General features: G+C 61.0%; 17 protein-coding genes. 14 read left to right on the forward strand and 3 right to left on the reverse strand.

Annotated features, from left to right (window positions below; genetic code table 11):
* Nucleotides 1–88 precede the first annotated feature (88 nt).
* Genes TRM7615_RS07530 through TRM7615_RS07540 form a run of 3 tightly spaced genes read left to right on the forward strand, consistent with a single transcriptional unit; the run spans nucleotide 89 to nucleotide 1,743 of the window.
* Nucleotides 89–463, forward strand: coding sequence for a c-type cytochrome (locus tag TRM7615_RS07530; protein ID WP_108786286.1), 375 nt, complete (start codon nucleotides 89–91; stop codon nucleotides 461–463).
* Between the two features lie 16 nt (nucleotides 464–479).
* Nucleotides 480–1,013: an RNA polymerase sigma factor gene (locus TRM7615_RS07535; protein ID WP_108786287.1), complete on the forward strand. Its 534-nt coding sequence runs from the start codon at nucleotides 480–482 to the stop codon at nucleotides 1,011–1,013.
* Nucleotides 1,003–1,743 (forward strand): anti-sigma factor, encoded by a 741-nt coding sequence (locus TRM7615_RS07540; RefSeq protein ID WP_108786288.1) that lies wholly within the window; start codon nucleotides 1,003–1,005, stop codon nucleotides 1,741–1,743. Before TRM7615_RS07535 ends, TRM7615_RS07540 begins: the two co-directional genes overlap by 11 nt.
* A gap of 22 nt (nucleotides 1,744–1,765) precedes the next feature.
* Here the strand turns inward: TRM7615_RS07540 and TRM7615_RS07545 are convergent, their stop codons facing one another.
* Together TRM7615_RS07545 and TRM7615_RS07550 are read right to left on the reverse strand one after the other, a co-directional pair.
* Entirely contained in the window at nucleotides 1,766–2,923 is a 1,158-nt protein-coding gene (locus TRM7615_RS07545; RefSeq protein WP_108786289.1) for an acyl-CoA dehydrogenase family protein, read from the reverse strand.
* A complete protein-coding gene (locus TRM7615_RS07550; RefSeq protein ID WP_108786290.1) occupies nucleotides 2,920–3,558 on the reverse strand; it encodes a TetR/AcrR family transcriptional regulator in 639 nt (212 codons plus the stop codon). Before TRM7615_RS07550 ends, TRM7615_RS07545 begins: the two co-directional genes overlap by 4 nt.
* Before the next feature lie 115 nt (nucleotides 3,559–3,673).
* On the opposite strand from TRM7615_RS07550, the gene TRM7615_RS07555 reads away from it, so the two are divergent.
* The 9 genes from TRM7615_RS07555 (at nucleotide 3,674) to TRM7615_RS07595 (ending at nucleotide 14,810) form a co-directional block, all read left to right on the forward strand.
* On the forward strand, nucleotides 3,674–5,455 hold the full coding sequence (locus TRM7615_RS07555) for an acyclic terpene utilization AtuA family protein (RefSeq protein ID WP_108786291.1): 1,782 nt from the start codon (nucleotides 3,674–3,676) through the stop codon (nucleotides 5,453–5,455).
* Nucleotides 5,455–7,074: an acyl-CoA carboxylase subunit beta gene (locus TRM7615_RS07560; RefSeq protein WP_108786292.1), complete on the forward strand. Its 1,620-nt coding sequence runs from the start codon at nucleotides 5,455–5,457 to the stop codon at nucleotides 7,072–7,074. Before TRM7615_RS07555 ends, TRM7615_RS07560 begins: the two co-directional genes overlap by 1 nt.
* A 2-nt stretch (nucleotides 7,075–7,076) precedes the next feature.
* Nucleotides 7,077–7,865, forward strand: coding sequence for an enoyl-CoA hydratase/isomerase family protein (locus tag TRM7615_RS07565; protein WP_108786293.1), 789 nt, complete (start codon nucleotides 7,077–7,079; stop codon nucleotides 7,863–7,865).
* A 3-nt stretch (nucleotides 7,866–7,868) separates the two neighbouring features.
* Entirely contained in the window at nucleotides 7,869–9,845 is a 1,977-nt protein-coding gene (locus TRM7615_RS07570; RefSeq protein ID WP_108786294.1) for an acetyl/propionyl/methylcrotonyl-CoA carboxylase subunit alpha, read from the forward strand.
* A complete protein-coding gene (locus tag TRM7615_RS07575) occupies nucleotides 9,846–10,973 on the forward strand; it encodes an NAD(P)H-dependent flavin oxidoreductase (RefSeq protein WP_108786295.1) in 1,128 nt (375 codons plus the stop codon). It begins immediately after the preceding gene.
* Between the two features lie 12 nt (nucleotides 10,974–10,985).
* A complete protein-coding gene (locus TRM7615_RS07580; protein ID WP_108786296.1) occupies nucleotides 10,986–11,774 on the forward strand; it encodes a TIGR03084 family metal-binding protein in 789 nt (262 codons plus the stop codon).
* Nucleotides 11,775–12,079: 305 nt separating this feature from the next.
* Nucleotides 12,080–13,237 (forward strand): acyl-CoA dehydrogenase family protein, encoded by a 1,158-nt coding sequence (locus tag TRM7615_RS07585; RefSeq protein WP_108786297.1) that lies wholly within the window; start codon nucleotides 12,080–12,082, stop codon nucleotides 13,235–13,237.
* Between the two features lie 198 nt (nucleotides 13,238–13,435).
* On the forward strand, nucleotides 13,436–14,044 hold the full coding sequence (locus TRM7615_RS07590; protein WP_108786489.1) for a DJ-1/PfpI family protein: 609 nt from the start codon (nucleotides 13,436–13,438) through the stop codon (nucleotides 14,042–14,044).
* Nucleotides 14,045–14,063: 19 nt separating this feature from the next.
* A complete protein-coding gene (locus TRM7615_RS07595) occupies nucleotides 14,064–14,810 on the forward strand; it encodes a nuclear transport factor 2 family protein (protein WP_108786490.1) in 747 nt (248 codons plus the stop codon).
* A 6-nt stretch (nucleotides 14,811–14,816) separates the two neighbouring features.
* On the opposite strand, the gene TRM7615_RS07600 is transcribed toward TRM7615_RS07595, so the two are convergent.
* Entirely contained in the window at nucleotides 14,817–15,713 is an 897-nt protein-coding gene (locus TRM7615_RS07600; protein WP_108786298.1) for a LysR family transcriptional regulator, read from the reverse strand.
* 178 nt (nucleotides 15,714–15,891) lie between these two features.
* Between TRM7615_RS07600 and TRM7615_RS07605 the strand changes: the two genes are divergently transcribed.
* Nucleotides 15,892–18,081 (forward strand): dehydrogenase E1 component subunit alpha/beta, encoded by a 2,190-nt coding sequence (locus tag TRM7615_RS07605; protein ID WP_108786299.1) that lies wholly within the window; start codon nucleotides 15,892–15,894, stop codon nucleotides 18,079–18,081.
* Nucleotides 18,078–19,112 (forward strand): ACP S-malonyltransferase, encoded by a 1,035-nt coding sequence (locus TRM7615_RS07610; RefSeq protein WP_108786300.1) that lies wholly within the window; start codon nucleotides 18,078–18,080, stop codon nucleotides 19,110–19,112. The genes TRM7615_RS07605 and TRM7615_RS07610 overlap by 4 nt, the downstream gene beginning before the upstream one ends.
* Nucleotides 19,113–19,124: the final 12 nt, after the last annotated feature.

Raw genomic sequence — 19,124 nt, forward strand, 5'->3', positions numbered from 1 at the left:
AGTGTGTGTTTTGTGTGCGAGCGGTGACACGCGTTATGCGTGTCGCCGTGCCGCACTCCAGCAAACGAGCCAGACAAGGGGCGAGGGCATGAAACGATTGATCATTGGGGCGGCGCTGGTTCTGAGCGTCCTGAACACGGGTGCCTGGGCCGAAGGCGATGCCAAGGCGGGCAAGAAGGTGTTCAAGAAATGCAAGGCCTGCCACACGGTCAAAGAGGGCAAGAACAAGGTGGGTCCAACGCTGTATGGGATCGTGGATGCACCGGCGGGCCAGGTCGAAGGGTTCAAGTATTCGCCCGCACTGCTCGAGGCGGGGCTGACCTGGGATGCCGAAACGCTCAAGGCGTTTCTGACCAAGCCCAAGGAGCTGGTGCCGGGCAACAAGATGTCCTTTGCGGGGCTGAAAAAGGAACAGCAGATCGACGATCTGATCGCTTATCTGGTGGCAGAAAGCGAAGAGTAGCGGAGCAGGGTGAGGCATGAAGTTTTGGCGGCGGCAGACATCGCATGACATTGTGCGTAATGGAGTCGCGGCCATCTTTCCTCGCCTTTGGCGTTACAGCCTGACCTTGACCGGCAAACCCGAAGGGGCAGATGATTTGGCGCAGGCCACCTGTCTGCGGGCGATCGAACAAGCGGACCGTTTTCAGGCGGACACGGATCTGGCCAAGTGGATGTTCCGCATCGCTCACAATCTGTGGGTCAGCGAACTGCGCAAAAATGCGGTGCGTGCTGGCGGTGGATTGGTGGCGATCGAGGATGCCGATCTGATGGACCTCAAACCTGGGCCCGAGGCGGCGGTGTTGAACCGCGAGGTCATGGTGGCCATCCTCCGCCTGCCCGAGGCACAACGTGCCACAGTGGTCCTGGTCTATGTCGAGGGCTATGCTTACCGAGAGGCGGCCGAGATATTGGATATCCCCATCGGCACCGTCATGAGCCGTCTGGCCAGTGCAAGGGCCACGATCAGCCATATGTTCGAACACCAAAAAGGCACGCGCCATGGCAGATAGAACCTTCACCGACGAAGAGCTTGTCGCCTACCTGGACGGCGAAGACGCGCACGCGCCGGTGGCCGAAATCCGTGCCGCGTTGCAAGAGGATGTAGCGCTGCGGCAGCGGCTTGATGCGTTGGAAATCGACAAACAGGCCATCACTGATGGGTTCGCTGCATTGCTGACGCAGGACCGGCCCGCGCCTGTCTTGCCGGAACCGGCTGTGTCCCGCGGTCACAGCTCGGCGTCCTTGGCGCTGGTGGCCAGCCTTGCCTTGGCGGTTGGGTTGGGGGCCGGGGTTTATCTGAACCGCGCGACGCAGCCCGGTTGGCTGGAATATGTGGCGGCTTACCAGGCGCTTTATTCCACGCAAACACTGGCGCACATTCAACAGGATGAGGCCGCCCAGCAGGCCGAGTTGGACCGGGTGGCCACAGCTATTGGCAAGATGCTGACACCGGCAGAGCTCGATACGTTGCCGGGGGCCGAGTATAAGCGCGCGCAGGTGCTGAATTTCAACGGCAAGCCGTTGATCCAGCTCACGTTCCTGACCGACGATGGCGATCCGCTGGCCCTGTGCATCATTCGTTCGAACAAGGGACGCGGCGCGCAACCCGAGCTGTCGAGGATGGAAGGGATGAGCGCTGCCGCTTGGGGCCGCGATGGCTATGAATACCTGCTGATCGGCGGACAAAATGATGCCCAGATCGAGCGCTATGCCGAGGTGTTTTCGGAGGCCGAGATTTAGCGGCCTCCGTTTTGTGTCGGCGCTATTGCCCAGCCAATCCCATCTGCCGTACTGCCAGATCACGCATGATCTCCTCAGAGCCGCCGCCGATGGCCATGACCTTGATCTCGCGCCAAACCCGCTCGACCGGGTTGCCTGTCATGTAGCTGGCCCCGCCAAAGACCTGCATCGCCTCAGACGCCACAAACTCCAGCGACTTGGTGGCCTGCACCTTGGCTTTGGCCAGCTCGGCAATCGGCATCAAGCCCTGGTTGATCGACCAGCAGATGCGCTCGATATAGGCCTCGTTCATGTCGATCTTGGCGGACATTTCGGCGAACTTATGGGCGATGACCTGATGTTCGATCAGGCGTTGGCCGAATGTCTTGCGCTCGCGCGCCCAATCCAAGGCGCTTTCGTAGCAGATTTTCATCATGCCCAGAGAGCCCGAGGCCAGCGAAAGACGCTCGAAGTTGAAGTTGTTCATGATTGCGATGAAGCCTTTGTTCTCCGGCCCAAGCAGGGCGCTTTCAGGCAGTTCGCAATCGTCCATATGCAGTGTCGCTTGTTGCGAGCAATGCCAGCCCATCTTGCCGCCCAAGGGCGTGCGGCTGAAACCGGGTGCGTCATGTGGCACCAGAAACAACGAAATACCCGCCAGCCCCGGACCGCCGGTGCGCGCACCGATAACGAACCATTCGGCGTCCATACCGCCGGTGATATAGGTCTTCTCCCCGTTCAGAATCCACTTGTCGTCCTTGCGCTCGGCCTTGGTCGACAAGTTCGCCACATCCGACCCGCCCCCCGGTTCAGTGATGCCCAAAGATGACATCATCCGCCCGCTTAGAATTTCCGGCAGCAGCTTTTTCTTGACCTCTTCGGGTGCGAATTTGGCAATCGGCGCGATGGAAATCAGCCGCCCACCGACAGCAGCCGCAACACCCGAGGCGCCGCAACCAAAGAGCAACTCGTTGAAATCATGGCGCATAAAGGCGTCGTCGAACCCAAGTCCACCGTATGCCTCGTCGATCCCAAAACCATAAACGCCAAAGTCGCCGATGGCGGTGTGCAACTCGGCCGGGACCGCGCGATCTGCTTCCCATTTTTCGATGTTGGGCTTGATCTCGGCATCGACAAAGCGGGCAAAGTCCCGTCGCAGGGCCTCGCGTTCGGGTGTCATGAAGGGCGAGGGCAGGGTCATTGCTGTGTCTCCTGGTCGGGGGTGGGGCGAACGGAAAGCTGGCTCTCCATCATGCGGGCAAAGCGGTCCATCATCCGGGTCAGATACTCGGGCGACGAGACAAATTTTTCGTGCAGCAAAAGCCCACGCAGAAAGTTTCGCGCGATGCTCCACAGCAGTTCTGTGTCTTCGCGCTCACCGTTGGCGCTGGTGTAGGATTGCGCGATCAGGGCAAGGTTGGATTGGTCCCAATCCAGCAGGCCGTCTTCGAGCAGTTGGTACAGTTCGGCATCGGTGCGGCAGGCCACCAGGATTTCGACAATCGCACGACCGCCGGACGAATTCACGATCCGGGTCCAGGATGTCATGATCAGGTCATAGACCGGCAGGACATCCAATGAATCGCCCCGCTCCACCGGACCTTGGGCGTTGCTCAGCAGTTGCATTGCCGTGGCCGCCACCAGCGCCTGTTTGGTGGGAAAGTGATGCGTGATCGCCCCGCGTGACACGCTGGCCTTGGCTTGTATCTTGGCAAATGTGGTTTCAGCATAGCCCAGCCGATCCAGGCAATCGATGGCAGCACGGCAGATCTTGGTCCGCATCGCTTGCGAGCGCTGGTCCTGCAGCGAGATTTTGGGTGGTGTTGTGTCAGTCATGTTCCGTGGCGTCGGTTTGTCAGATCACCGTTGACCGGTGGGGTTGAGCAGGACCATAAAAACAGAACAGGCGGTCTGTAAACTGGATTTCGCTGCCTGAAGGGAGGGACGTAACGTGACAAAGCCACTGAAAATTGGCGGAGCCAGCGGGTTCTGGGGAGAGGCCCAGCATGCGACGGCGCAATTGTTGCGCGTGCCCGATCTGGATGTTCTGGTCTATGACTTCCTGGCCGAGGTGACCATGTCGATCATGGCCCGTGCCCGGATGAAGGACGCGGACAAAGGCTATGCTGGCGACTTTGTGACGGATGCGATGGGGCGGAACTTGTCGGTGATTGCCGAGAAGGGGGTCAAGGTTCTGTCCAACGCGGGCGGGGTGAACCCGGTGGCCTGTGCTCAGGCTTTGCGGACCAAGATCGCCGAGGCGGGGCTGAGCCTGCGCGTGGCGGTGGTCGAAGGCGACGACCTGTTGCCGCGCGCTGCTGAGTTTGCAGGTGAGGTCGAGATGTTTTCCGGTTCGCCGATGCCGCCGGCGGACAAGATTGCTTCGATGAACGCCTACATCGGTGCCGCCCCAATCGTGGCCGCGTTGCAGGCGGGGGCGGATATCGTTATCACCGGGCGGTGTGTGGACAGTGCGCTGACACTGGCCGCGTGTATGCATCATTTTGGCTGGCAGGCTGGGGATCATGATCTGTTGGCAGCGGGATCGCTTGCCGGGCATCTTCTGGAATGTGGGCCGCAGGTGACGGGTGGCAACTTCACCGATTGGGAGCTGTCCGGCGACATCGCCAAGATCGGTTATCCCGTGGCCGAATTGAACGCCGACGGTTCGATGATCCTGACCAAGCCCGAGGGCACCACCGGGTGCGTCACGCCGGCGACTTGTGCCGAGCAGATGCTGTATGAAATCGGCGACCCAAGCGCCTATCTGTTGCCGGATGTTGCCTGTGATTTTACCCAGGTCGAAATGGAACAAGCGGGCCCGGACCGGGTTCGTGTGACCGGCACCAAGGGGCGGGCACCCACCGGGCAACTCAAGGTTTCGGCCACCTGGGCGGATGGGTTTCGCGCTGGATTGACCTTTCTTGTCAACGGTCGCGACGCGCGCGCCAAGGCGCAGGCCTTTGCGCAGGCGGGGCTGGACCGTGCCCGCGCGGTGCTGTCCAAGATGAAAGCGCCGGACTACCGCGAGGTCTCGTTTGAGGCATTTGGCGGCAAGCCCGGTGAGGGCGATTATGAAGAGATTTCGTTCAAGGCTGCGGTGCATCACGATGATGCGCGCGCCGTTGGGCTGTTTCTGAAAGAGCTGACCGGGGCGGCATTGGCGACACCTCCGGGGCTGCACATCTTTACCGCAGGCGGGCGGCCGCGTCCGTCACCGGTTGTTGCCTTGTTCTCGTTTCTGGTTCCCGCGGCTGAGCTGAGGTACCGCATTTCGCTCGATGGCGAAGCGGTCGCCTTCGAGACGCCCAATCTGCCGCTGTCCCACTTGCCCGATGCAAAAGTTGCTGCGCCACAAGCGCCCGATACCAGCCCAAAGATGACCGAACGCAGGCTCGAAGACCTTGCCTGGGCCCGGTCCGGCGACAAGGGGAACAAGGCCAATATCGGCGTCATTGCCCGGCATCCCGCTTATCTGCCCTACATCTGGGCGGCGCTCAGCACGGATGTGATTGCGGAGCGCTTTACGGACTATCTGCAAGGTGGCATCGACCGCTACCATCTGCCGAGCACGCATTCGATGAACATTCTGTTGCACGATGTGCTGGGGGGCGGCGGCGTCGCCTCGCTGCGCAACGACGCGCAGGGCAAGAGCTATGCCCAAATCCTGCTCGCTACGCCGGTGCAAATCCCGGCGGGCCTGATCGTCAATTCAAATGAAGGAGGCATCTGATGGGTTTTGTCAGCCAGGTCGTTCGTGACTCGGAAAGCTATGCCAAGAACCGTGCCGACATGCTGGCGCTTGTCGATGAGATGCGCGCGCTTGAAGCGCGACCCGTGGCCCTGTCGGAACAGCGCCGCGATCGGATGGAGGCGCGCGGCCAGATCACCCCACGCGACCGTCTGGCGCATCTGCTTGATCCGGGCATGCCGTTCCTGCAAATCCACGGTTTGGCGGGCTATTGTGTGGACAACAAGAACCCCGAGAAATCGGTGCCGGGTGCTTCGCTGATCATCGGGATCGGTTTCATCTCGGGCGTGCGCTGCATGATCATTGTCGATGATGCGGGTATCAAAGCAGGTTCGATGGTTGAGATGTCGGGTGCTGCCTTCCTGAGCGCGCAGGACATGGCGCTGAAACAGAACCTGCCGTTTGTGCACTTGGTGGAAAGCGCCGGGGCCAACCTGATGGAGTACAAGGTCGAGTTCTGGGCCAATGGCGGCAAGCTGTTCCGCAATCTGGCGCGGCACTCGGCGGCGGGTCTGCCGAATGTGGCGGTGCTGCATGGCCCGTCGACGGCGGGTGGGGCCTATATGCCCGGGTTGGCCGATTATGTGGTTGGGGTTAAAAAGAACGGCATGGCCGCTTTGGCCGGGGCTGCGCTGACCCATGCAGCGACCGGTGAAAAGGCGAACGACCGGGATTTGGGTGGCTCCGAGATGCACGCGACCACATCCGGTCTGGTGGAATATCTGGCCGAGGATGACGCGCACGGGGTGGCTATGGCCCGCGATGTGATGGCGCGGCTGGATTGGAACAAATCCCTACCCGAGCGTCGCGCCAAAAACGTCCAGCCCCCAAAATACGACGCGGATGAGATCGCAGGCGTGGTGCCCACCGATTACCGCATCCCCTATGACGTGCGAGAGGTCGTGGCGCGGATTGTGGACGGGTCGGAGTTTGAGGATTTCAAACCCGGTTATGGCGCGGCAACGGTCTGTTTGCAGGCGGCGATCAACGGCATTTCCGTGGGTATCCTTGGCAACAATGGCCCCCTTGATCCGGCAGGAGCCAACAAGGCCAGCCAATTCATCCAATTGTGTGGGCAAAGCGATACGCCGCTGATTTTCCTAAATAACATCACCGGCTTCATGGTCGGTACCCAATCCGAGCAGGGCGGCATGATCAAGCATGGCGCCAAGATGATCCAGGCCGTCACCTCAGTCGATGTGCCCAAGATCACGCTCTACATCGGGGCCAGCTTCGGGGCCGGGAACTATGGGATGTGTGGCTATGCCTATGACCCCGATTTCCTCTTTGCCTGGCCCAATGCGGCCACCGGTGTGATGGGTGGCGAGCAGGCCGCTGGCACGATGGAGATGGTCGCGCGCGCAGGGATGAAGCGCAAAGGCATCGAGCCGGACGAGGATAAACTCAAAATGCAGACGGCGATGATCACACAGCATTTCACCAGCCAGGAAGGTGCCTTCTACACCTCGGGTCGCTGTATCGACCATGGGGTGATCGACCCGCGCGACACACGGCGGGTGTTGGGCTTCTGTTTGGAAACCTGCCTTGAGGGGCGCGCGCGCAAGGTCAAACCGACCTCGTACGGCGTACACAGGTTCTGATCATGTTGCCAACTTCTCAACATCTGGAATTGGAACAGGACGGCCCGTGGCTGACTGTCTGGTTCAACGAACCCGAAAAGCGCAACCCGCTGACCAACGACCGTGTCGAGGCGCTGATTGAGCTGTGTTCCGCGCTGCAAACGGCCCCTTTTCGTGGCGTCACCTTCCGGGGGAGCGGTGGCATCTTTTGCGCCGGTGGCGATCTGAAATCCTTCAAGACGGTGTTTCAGGGCGGCGCAACAAAAGACGATGTCGTCGCGCTCAGCCTGCGCGCCGCCGATCTGTTCGACGCGGTGGCCGCCTTGCCGCAGTTCACCGTGATGGCGGTTGAGGGCGCGGTGATGGCGGGCGGTTTTGGTCTGGCCTGCATCGGCGACATGGTGATCGCGGCCCAGGGCACGAAATTCAGCCTGTCCGAGACGCGGATCGGCCTGACCCCTGCCCAGATCGCTCCTTTTGTGGTCGCGCGATTGGGTATGCCAGCGGCCCGCCGGATGATGCTGACCGGCGCGATGTTGGACACCGATGCAGCGCAGGCGGTTGGTCTGGTGGATCAGGTCACAGATGACATGGACGCCGCCCTGACCGCACAACACAAAAAGGTGTTGGCCGCCGCGCCGCAGGCATTGGCGACGATCAAACGGCAGTTGGCGGCGCTGCCGTTTCAGACCCGCGATGAACAGCGTCAGATGGCGGCGGATACGTTCGCAGACCGCATGCTCTCGGACGAGGCGCGCGAAGGTATTTCCGCATTCTTCGACAAACGCAAACCAAATTGGGCAGGGGGATAACCCATGGCATTTGACACACTCCTTGTGGCGAACCGGGGCGAGATTGCCGCCCGCGTGATCCGCTCGGCGCAATCCCTCGGCTTGCGCGCGGTGGCGGTCTACACAACCGCAGACGCCAAGGCCCCCCATGTGGCCATTGCAGACGAGGCCGTCTGGATCGGCGAGGGGCCAGTGGGCGACAGCTATCTGGTTGGTGACAAAATCCTGGAAGCCGCGCAGCAGACCGGTGCAGGTGCGATCCACCCCGGTTATGGCTTCTTGTCCGAAAACTCCGAGTTCGCGCAGGCGGTCGAAGGTGCCGGGCTGACCTTCATTGGGCCCGAGCCCAAAGCGATCCTGTCGATGGGCAACAAGGCCGAAGCCAAGCGTCTGATGATCGTCGCCGGGGTGCCGTGTGTACCGGGCTATGAGGGCGAGGATCAGTCTGATGCGGTTCTGATTGGGGCGGCAGGAAAAATCGGGTTCCCGATCATGGTCAAAGCCGCTGCCGGTGGCGGTGGACGCGGCATGCGGCTGGTGCACGACAGCGCAGATCTGGCCGAGGCGATCACGCTGGCGCGGTCTGAGGCGGAAAACGCTTTTGGCTCGGGCGAGTTGATCCTGGAAAAGGCAATCACCCGTCCACGCCACGTGGAAATTCAGGTCTTTGCCGACACCCACGGCAATGTGATCCATCTGGGCGAGCGTGATTGTTCCGTGCAGCGCCGCCACCAAAAGGTGGTCGAAGAAGCCCCGTGCCCGGTCATGACGCCCGAACTGCGCGGCCGTATGGGGGCAGCGGCAGTGGATGCCGCCCGCGCAGTGGACTATCGCGGGGCCGGTACGGTGGAGTTTCTGCTGGATGGCTACGGCGCATTCTATTTCCTTGAGATGAACACCCGATTGCAGGTGGAACATCCCGTGACAGAACTGGTCACAGGCCTTGATCTGGTGGCGATGCAAATCGCCGTGGCGCAGGGCGAACCCCTGCCGTTGACCCAAGACGATGTAACCCTGACCGGCCACGCCATCGAGGTGCGTCTTTACGCCGAAGACCCCGCCAATGACTACCTGCCCGCAACCGGCCCCATCGACCTCTGGCAACCTGCCAGCGGTCCCGGCGTGCGTGTCGATGCCGGTGTCGTCACGGGGCAAGAGGTGTCGCCCTTCTATGACCCAATGCTGGCCAAGCTGATCGCCCATGGCCCCACCCGCGAAGCGGCTAGGGCGCGGTTGATCAAAGCCGTGAAGGACTCGGTGCTGTTGGGCACCGTCACCAACTCGGCATTCTTGGCGGATGTCCTGGGACAAGGCGCCTTTGCCAAGGGTGAGGCGACAACGGCCTTCCTGGATCAGGCCTATCCCGATGGTTTCCCGGCGACACAAGCCAGCCCGGCAAATGTGGTCTTGGCGCTGGCCTTGCTGCTGGATGCAGATCGGCAGCGCACCAAGCAAGCGGCAGGCTATGTCTCGGACGACCAGTTGGGCTGGTCCAGTGCCGCGCTGTTGCCTTTGCATGTGCCGCTGACCTTCGGAGAAGAGGAACTGACACCACGCGCTCTGGCCAAGCCGGATGGCTGGATGGTCTGGGTTGGCGACGATCAGTTTGACGTGTCCTTTGCCGACTGCAGAAATGGTCAAATCCGCGCGCGGATCAATGATCAGACCGTCGATTTGGTGGCCCATGTCACCCGAGACGCAGTGCAGATTGCCGTTGAGGCCGAGCGCCTTGTCTTCCGCCGTCCGCGCCCTGGTGCGCAGGACGATACCGCTGCCGCCGGGGGGCGCGTCGTGGCGCCGATGCCGGGCCTGGTGGTCGAGGTGCAGGCCGAGCCTGGGGTGATGGTCACAAAGGGTGACCGCCTTGCGGTTTTGGAAGCGATGAAGATGCAACATCAGATCACCGCTGCCGTCGATGGCACGGTGGCCGCCGTTCACGTCAAGGCGGGGCAGCAGCTGACTGCGGGCGACGTGATGATCGAGATTGAGGAGAGTGAGTAAATGAATTCAGATCTGTGTCGCCAGCTTGGCATCGAATTTCCCCTGTTTGCTTTCAGCCATTGCCGCGATGTTGTGGCGGCTGTCAGCCGTGCTGGGGGCATGGGCGTCTTTGGCGCCGTCATGTACACGCCCGAGCAATTGCGGACCGAACTGGAATGGATCGACGCCCATTGTGATGGCAAACCCTATGGCGTCGACCTGATTGTTCCGACCTCGATCCAGAAGCAGGGTTCCGAGCCATCAGATGAGGCCCTGTTGGGTGCCGTGCCTGCGGAACATGTGGACTTCGCCAATCAGGTACTGAGCCAATACGGTGTTGCAGCAGACGATCTGGATGGTGCGCGCAAGGATTTGCTGCATTTCTCGCATAACATGAACAGCGCAGGCGCGCAGGAGATGCTTGATGTGGCGTTTTCCTTTCCGATCAAGCTGATCGCCAACGCCTTGGGAACGCCGCCGCAGATCATGATCGACCGCGCCCGCGAGGCAGGCGTTCCTGTGGCCGCCCTGGTGGGGGCCAGGAAACATGCCGAGTTGCAGGTGGCGGCAGGGGTGGACATCCTTGTGGCAGCAGGCGGCGAAGCGGGCGGTCATTGCGGAGAGATCTCGACCATGGTCCTGGTACCCGAGGTCGTTTCGGTCGCCAAAGGCACGCCGGTTCTGGCCGCCGGCGGCATCGTTACGGGCGCACAGATGGCGGCGGCCATGGCGATGGGGGCAGCCGGGGCTTGGTGCGGGTCGGTCTGGTTAACCACGGCCGAAGGCGAGCCGCCGCAGCAGATCAAGGACAAGATGCTTGCCGCAACCTCGTCTGACACGGTGCGGTCCCGCTCGCGCACGGGCAAAGGATCGCGACAGTTGAAATCCGCCTGGACCGACGCGTGGGAGGCGAAGGGGCCGACGCCGCTGCCGATGCCGCTGCAGTCACTTGTGTCCGAGCCTGCGTTGCGCAAGGTCGAAAAGCTGGCGCAATCCGGGCACGACGGCGCGGCAGAGCTGTCGACCTATTGGGTCGGTCAGGGCGTGGGGCTGATGAACCAGGCGACGTCGACCGCGGCGGTGGTACAGGATTTCAAAGAGGACTACCTGACAGCGGTGGAACGCTTGATGGCAACATTGGCGGAATAGGGGGAGGAACAAATGGAACAGGCAACGGATTTTCTGGCCGAGAGCGAGGCGCTGAATGCTGCATTTGACGGTGTCTCGGGCGATCAGTGGGAGACCGCAACCCAGTTCAAAGGGTGGACCCTGAATGACGTGTTGGTGCATCTGCATTTCTGGAATCAGATGGCGGATTTGTCCTTGATGGACGAGGCGGCGTTTCAGGCGCGGTTGGCTGAGACCTTTGCCGGGATCGGCAAAAACGGGTTCAGGGCAACAGAAAATGGCATGATCACCCTGCGTGGGGACGAGCTGCGTGCTGCGTGGCAGGACCTTTACCGCGATATCGGCGCCCGTTGGGTTGATCTGGACCCCAAACAGCGCGTCAAATGGGCGGGTCCGGATATGTCGGTGCGGTCTTCGATCACGGCGCGCCAGATGGAAACTTGGGCCCATGGCCAAGAGGTGTTTGATGTTCTGGGTCTGCGGCGGGAAGAGCAGGACCGGGTCAAGAACATCGTTGTTTTGGGCGTGAACACCTTTGGCTGGGCGTACAAGGTCAACGGCCGGGACGTGCCGTCGGTCATGCCTAGGCTGGAGCTGACGGCCCCGTCCGGTGCGGTCTGGGAATTCGGCGAGCCGGGTGACAACAAGATCAGCGGATCCGCGGTGGAATTTGCACAGGTTTCGGCCCAGACCCGTAATGTTGCTGACACTGATTTGCAGGTCGAAGGACCGGTGGCCACCGAATGGATGTCTATCGCCCAGTGTTTTGCAGGGGGCGCTGAGGCGCCTCCGGCCAAGGGTGCTCGTCACCGCACGACGTAAAGCACTGGCAAAGCAAGGGGAACCCCCGCCCGTCGTCGGTGTTTCTCGCGAAACATCTCCTCCCGTTGGGCCAGGCTCAGATGGGCTTTGCCCATCTGAGCCTGGCCCCCGCCGTCCGCAGGACGCAAGGCCGATAGGCCGCGCAGGGAGTGGAGTGATGGGTTCCGCCGTGAAGCACCTACGAACAGCGTCTCGACAGAAAAGGACGTTGCGTAGAAGCTCCAGGACGCGACGTCACCCAGATTGGTTTGAGGCAGCCAGGCAGGTAACCTGTTGGCAACTTGAGATTTAGGAGGACGCGCAGGATGACGCTCTTTACCCCGACGGCCGAATGGGTCACCGAAGAACACAAGATGTTTGCCGAGATGTCCGGCCGGTTCCTGGATGACGAGCTGGTTCCGAACATCGAGACCTGGAATGGCAATGGCGTGGTCGATCGCGCGTTTTGGAACAAGGTAGGCGAAGCGGGTCTGATGGGCGGCACCATCGCCGAAGAATACGGTGGTGTTGGCGGCGGCATGGGGTTTGACTCGGTCCTGATGTATGAACAGGCCGCCCGTGGGGACAGTGGCTGGGGCTTTGGCATCCAGTCCATCGTCATGCATTACATCGCGGGCTACGGCAGCGAAGAACAGAAACAGAAATGGTTGCCCAAGCTGGTTTCGGGCGAAATGGTTGGCGCGATTGCCATGACTGAACCGGGCACGGGGTCCGATTTGCAGTCGGTGCGCACGACCGCCGAGAAGGATGGCAACCATTACAAGATCAACGGCTCCAAGATCTTTATCACCAACGGCCAGACGGCTGATCTGATCATTGTGGTGGCCAAGACGGACAAGACACAAGGCGCAAAAGGCGTATCCTTGATCGGCGTCGAGACGAAGGGCACCGATGGGTTCCGCCGTGGTCGAAACCTCAAGAAATTGGGGATGAAGGCCAACGACACCGCCGAGCTCTTCTTTGAGGACGTCAAGGTGCCGATGACCAACCTGATCGGTCCAGAAGAAGGTCAGGGCTTTTACCAATTGATGAAACAGTTGCCTTGGGAACGCCTGACCATCGGGATCATGGCCCTGGGCGCCATCGACTTCGCCATTGCCGAGACGGTGAAATACACTCAGGAACGCAAGGCGTTTGGGCAGCGCGTGATGGATTTCCAGAACACGCGCTTCAAGCTTGCGGAATGCAAGACTAAAGCCGAACTGCTGCGCAGCTTTGTCAACGACTGCATTGCCCGCCTGGAACAGGGCAAGCTGGATGCGACCACAGCGTCGATGGTGAAATACTGGGGGTCCGAAGTGCAGAACGAAGTGATGCACGAATGCCTGCAACTCTTTGGCGGCTACGGTTTCATGATGGAATACCCCATCGCTCGCCTCTATGCCGACGCACGCGTTCAGATGATCTACGGCGGCACCAATGAGGTGATGAAAGAGCTCATCGCTCGTTCTTTGGACGTCTGAGACGAGGGAACTCCCGTCGGTCGTCGACGTTTTTGACGAAACATCTCCTCCCGTTGGACCGGGCAGGCTCGGGCAAAGCCCGAGCCTGCCCGGTCCCCGCCGTCCGCAGGACGCAAGGCCGTCAGGCCGCGCAGGTTGCAAGCTACCAGCTTCCCTGTAACATCAGCCTTCCCATCCACACAGATCATGGGCGGTCTCATGCGCAAAATCGCAGCTCTCATTTTCCCAGGGTTCGAATTGCTCGACGTCTTTGGCCCTATGGAGATGTTCGGACTGCTGCCGGAAGAGTATGCTCTGGAATTGATCGCCGAAAACAGAGGCCCGGTCGCAAGCAATCAGGGTCTCTCAGCGTATGCAACTGCGACAACCGCTGATGGCATGAACCACGACATCCTGTTTGTACCTGGTGGCGCAGGCACGCGGCGCGAGGTCGAAAACGCAAGCCTTGTCGCGTGGATTGACAAGGCGTCGCAGCACGCCGAGTTCACCCTGAGCGTTTGCACCGGCAGCGCCTTGCTGGCGCGCGCAGGCATTCTGGACAACCGCAGGGCCACGACCAACAAGGCGGCCTTTTCCTGGGTTGCGTCTCAAGGGCCGGGGGTTGATTGGGTGCCCAGGGCGCGGTGGGTTGAGGATGGGAACATCCTCACGTCCTCGGGTGTTTCGGCCGGGATGGACATGGCGCTTGGAGCGATCCAACGAATGCACGGACGCGACCGCGCGCTGGAGGTCGCCAAATGGTGCGAATACACTTGGCAAGAGGATCGCGACCATGATCCATTCGCCGAAGTGCATGGTTTGGTTTGACCCAAAGGGAGGCAAGAAGATGCCCAACAAGGATCGCATACGCGCATTGCTCAAGAGCATCGAAACAGGCGACCCCGAGCCGATCTCTGTCGTAAACGAGGCAAAATACATCCAACACAACCCCCAGACACACGAAGGCAGCGAAGGACTGGCCGCCCTGTTCAAGCGGCTGTCCCAGACAAACCCCAAGGTCAACATCGTACGCGCCTTTGAAGACGGTGATTTTGTCTTTGCTCATACCGAATACGACTTTTCGCGCCGCAACATCGGCTTCGAAGTGTTTCGGTTCGATCAAGGGCAAGCGGTTGAACACTGGGACAACATCCAGCCCCGGCTGGGGCCGAACCTATCGGGCCATGACATGGTGGGTGGGTCGACCGAAGCCCGGGATTTGGAGCAGACAGAAGACAACCGTTCGACCGTCCGCGACTTTGTCCAAACGGTTTTGATCGCGGGGCATGTGGCGCGTCTGGATGACTGGATCACCCAAGGCGCCTTTACCGAGCACAACCCGCATCTGACGGATGACTTGACCGGTCTGGTACAGCACATTTCTGACAAGTCGGCAGTGGGCTATCACCACATGCATCGGATTCTCGCCGAGGGGGATTTTGTCCTCACTGTGTGTGAGGGGAGCCGAAACGGGCAACACAGTGCCCTTTATGACCTGTTTCGTCTGTCAGAGGGGCGCATCGTCGAGCATTGGGACACGGTTGAAAAGGTGGCCCCCGCGTCCGAGTGGAAGAACGACAACGGCAAGTTTTGATGCGTCCTAAATGCTCGGTGCTGCCAGCTGATCTTGCAACCAATCGCGAAAGGCCTGCAAAGGTGCCGAGTCTGTCGTTCCTTGCGGCCAGACCAGATAGTAGCGTCCAAGGCTGACCGCAGGGCCATCCCAGGCACAGACCAATCGCCCATCCAACACGTCCTGCGCCACCAAGAAGCTGGGCAGCAAGGCGACGCCAAGCCCGTGAACCGCGGCCTGTATCATCGTCGAAAACTGATCAAACAACATGCCGTGCACGCCAAACGCCTCGACCCCTTGGGCCGCGAACCATTGCTCCCAAGCGTCTGGTCGCGTGTCGAGGTGCAAGAGCGAGGCCGATAGGAGCCATTCGGGTGTTCCGTCGGACTGTTCCATCAAACCGGGCGCGCAGACGGGGATCACCTCTTCGCGCATGAGTTCCAGATAGTTCACCCCGGCCCAGTCCTGAGCGCCAAAGTGGATGGCGGCATCGAACCCTTCGGTGCTGAAATCAAACGGCCGCAGGCGGGTGTTCAGGTTCATGGTCACGCCCGGGTTCTTGCGGGCAAAATCCTGCAACCGCGGCGCCAACCAATGCATGCCAAAGGCGGGCAGGATGGCCAACTGCAGCGACCCGCCTTGCGGGTTGGCCTTGAGTTTGAGCGAGGCCTGCGCCAGTTGCTGCAAAAGGGTTCTTACGGTTTCCACATACTCTTGCGCCGCCGGGGTCAGTTGCAAACGCATCTGCGACCGCTCGATCAGGGCGACGCCCAATTGCTCTTCCAACGTCTTCAATTGCCGGCTGACAGCGCTTTGCGTCAAAGACAGCTCGCCCGCCGCAGCAGATGCGCTGCCCAGCCTGTCGACGGCCTCCAACGCCAGAAGGGAATTGATCGAGGGGAGAAAGCGCCGGGGTGCGATCATATGAGTTTTCCTCATGCCTTTTGGATTTATTATCACTCGCGCTTTCCCTGGTCCAGAGCGATATAGGACCGGTACACCCAATCATGCGGGACGCCGCATGAGCATTTCGCACGCGCCCACCAAGCGTGTACCCTGAGGTCGGAGCATTGCCCCGCACCTTGCAAGAGAAGGCCAACACATGGATCGCGCCCAGATCGTTCACGAAAACTTCCTGTCTCGGGTGGCCTCGGGCGACTTGCCCACAGGTGCGCCGCCGTGTGAGGGGTTGAACAAGACGGACGCGGTGTCGCTCTACCATGCACAGGTGCTCAGCCGGGCATTGGATCGCACCAGCCGGGCGATGCAGAAGGCGGGGCAGGGGTTCTATACCATCGGCTCGTCCGGGCACGAGGGGATGGCGGCGGTGGCCCATGCGCTGCGCCCCGATGACATCGCATTCCTGCACTATCGTGATGCGGCGTTTCAGATCGCGCGCGCGGATCAGGTGCCGGGTCAGCAGATCGCCTGGGACATGTTGTTGAGTTTTGCCTGCTCGTCCGAAGACCCCACATCCGGGGGGCGGCACAAGGTGCTGGGGTCCAAGGCTCTGATGATCCCGCCGCAGACCTCGACCATCGCCAGCCACCTGCCCAAGGCGGTTGGGGCGGCCTATTCGCTGGGCTCCGCGCGCCGTCACGCGCCCGAGCATCGCGAGTTGCCCGAGGATGGCATTGCGATTTGCACATTCGGTGATGCCTCCGCCAACCACTCGACCGCGCAGGGGGCGATCAACACGGCTGGCTGGACCTCGATCCAGTCAGTGCCCTTGCCACTCTTGATGGTGTGCGAGGACAACGGGATCGGCATTTCGACCAAGACGCCCAAAGGTTGGATCGAAATGTCGATGGAACACCGTCCCGGCATCAAGTATTTCCGGGCCAACGGTCTGGACATCTTTGAAACCTATGCCGTGACGCAAGAGGCAGCTGAATACGTCCGCACCCGCCGCAAACCGGCCTTTCTGCATTTGATGGCCGTGCGCTTGTATGGCCATGCTGGGGCCGATGTCCCGACCACCTATCTCAGCAAATCCGAGGTCGAGGCTGATGAGGCCAATGATCCGCTGCTGCATACCGTTCGTTTGCTTGATCAGTCCGGAGCAATGACGCCAGATCAAGCGTTGAAGGTTTATTCCGACACCTGTGCCCGCACGGACCGGGTTGCCGCGGAAGCCGCCAAACGTCCGCATTTGCAGGACGCAAAGGCGGTGATGGCCAGCCTGATCCCGCCGAAACGCGAGTGCAAGCCCAGCAACGGTCCAAGTGCCGATGAACGTGCCGCCGCCTTTGGCTCGGACATGCGGGCGATGGATGACCCGCAGCCCATGAGCCGCCTGATCAACTGGGCGCTGACCGATCTTATGCTGGAACATGGCGAGATCGTCATGATGGGCGAGGATGTGGGCCGCAAAGGCGGGGTCTATGGCGTCACGCAAAAGCTGCAGCATCGGTTCGGTTCGGATCGGATGATTGACACACTGCTGGATGAGCAATCCATTCTTGGGCTGGCGATTGGCATGGCACACAACGGGTTCCTGCCAATGCCGGAAATCCAGTTCCTCGCCTATCTGCACAACGCCGAGGATCAGCTGCGCGGCGAGGCGGCGACTTTGCCGTTCTTCTCGAACGGCCAATTCACCAACCCGATGATCCTGCGGATCGCGGGGCTGGGGTATCAAAAAGGTTTCGGCGGGCATTTCCACAATGACAACTCGTTGGCCGTGCTGCGCGACATTCCCGGCGTGATCATTGCCTGCCCCTCGACCGGCGCAGAAGCGGCGCAGATGATGCGCGAATGCGTGCGGCTGGCGCGCGAGGAGCAGCGGGTGATCGTCTTCCTAGAACCCATCGCACTCTACCCGATGCGCGACCTGCACGAAGCGCAAGATGGCGGCTGGATGACCCGCTATCCGTCTCCCGATCAGCGGATCGGGTTGGGAGAGGTTGGGGTGCATGGTGACGGCACCGACTTGGCCATCGTGACCTATGGCAACGGGCATTATCTGTCCAAGCAAGCGCTGCCCGAATTGCAGGCGGCGGGTGTGAGCACCCGCATCATCGACATGCGCTGGCTTGCGCCCCTGCCACAAGAGGCGCTGCTCGCAGCCACAAAAGACTGCAAAAATGTGTTGATCGTCGATGAATGCCGCCGCACCGGAAGCCAATCCGAGGCGCTGATGACGCTGTTCACCGAACAGAGCGATCACCCCATTGCCCGCGTCGCGGCCGAGGACAGTTTCATCGCCACCGGTCCGGCCTACGCTGCACCCTTGCCGTCGAAAGATGGGATCGTTGCCGCCGCGTTCGCCCTGACAGGAGCAAGAAAATGACCCGCACAGCCGTCGTGATCTGCCCCGGACGCGGAACCTACAACAAGCCCGAACTTGGTTATCTGCACCGCCACCACGGCACCCGGATGGAGATGTTTCGCGGCTTTGACGCCATCCGCGCCGAAGCCGGTCAGAAATCTGTGACCGAACTGGACAGCGCCAGCCGGTTTATGGTCAGCACCTATTCGCGCGGAGATGTTGCCTCACCCTTGATCTATGCCGCCTCGCTGGCAGACGCGCAGGCCCTGGCCGAAGATATCGACGTGGTGGCTGTCACTGGAAATTCGATGGGCTGGTATATTGCTCTGGCTGCGGCCGGGGCGCTGTCGCCGCAGGATGGGTTCCGCGTTGTGAACACCATGGGCACGCTGATGCAAGAGCAACTGATTGGCGGGCAATTGGTATATCCGTATATCGGCGAAACTTGGGAAAACGACCCCGCGCGCAAGGCCGAGTTGCTGGCCGACGTGGCCCGGATCAACGCCGCGCCAGATTGCGATCTGGCGTTGTCCATCGATTTGGGCGGGATGCTGGTGCTTGCCGGAAACGAGGCCGGGCTGAAGGCGTTTGAGGCAAGCCAGCCTACCGTGCAAGAGCGGTTCCCGATGCGGCTGGCCAACCACGCGGCGTTCCACACTGCTCTGCAAACGCCTGTCGCGGCTGAGGGGCGTGCCCGTCTTCCCGTCAGCTTATTCACCCAACCTGACCTTCCATTGATCGATGGGCGCGGCAAGATTTGGTGGCCGGGAGCTTGCGACCCGCAGGCGCTTTGGGACTACACTCTGGGCCATCAGGTGACCGAGAGTTATGATTTTACCCACGCGATCCAGACCGCCGCGCGCGAGTTCGCGCCGGATCTGTTCATCGTGACGGGCCCCGGCGCGACCCTGGGCGGTGCAGTTGCGCAATCGCTGACCTTAGGCAACTGGCGCGGCATGTCCGACAAGGCGCAGTTCCAGGCGCTGCAAGCCGAAGACCCATTCCTGATTTCAATGGGCCGCGATGATCAGCGCGCCCTTGTGACCCCCTGATACCCGATTGTC

It is taken from the genome of Falsiruegeria mediterranea M17 (assembly GCF_900302455.1).
GTDB classification, from domain to species: domain Bacteria; phylum Pseudomonadota; class Alphaproteobacteria; order Rhodobacterales; family Rhodobacteraceae; genus Falsiruegeria; species Falsiruegeria mediterranea.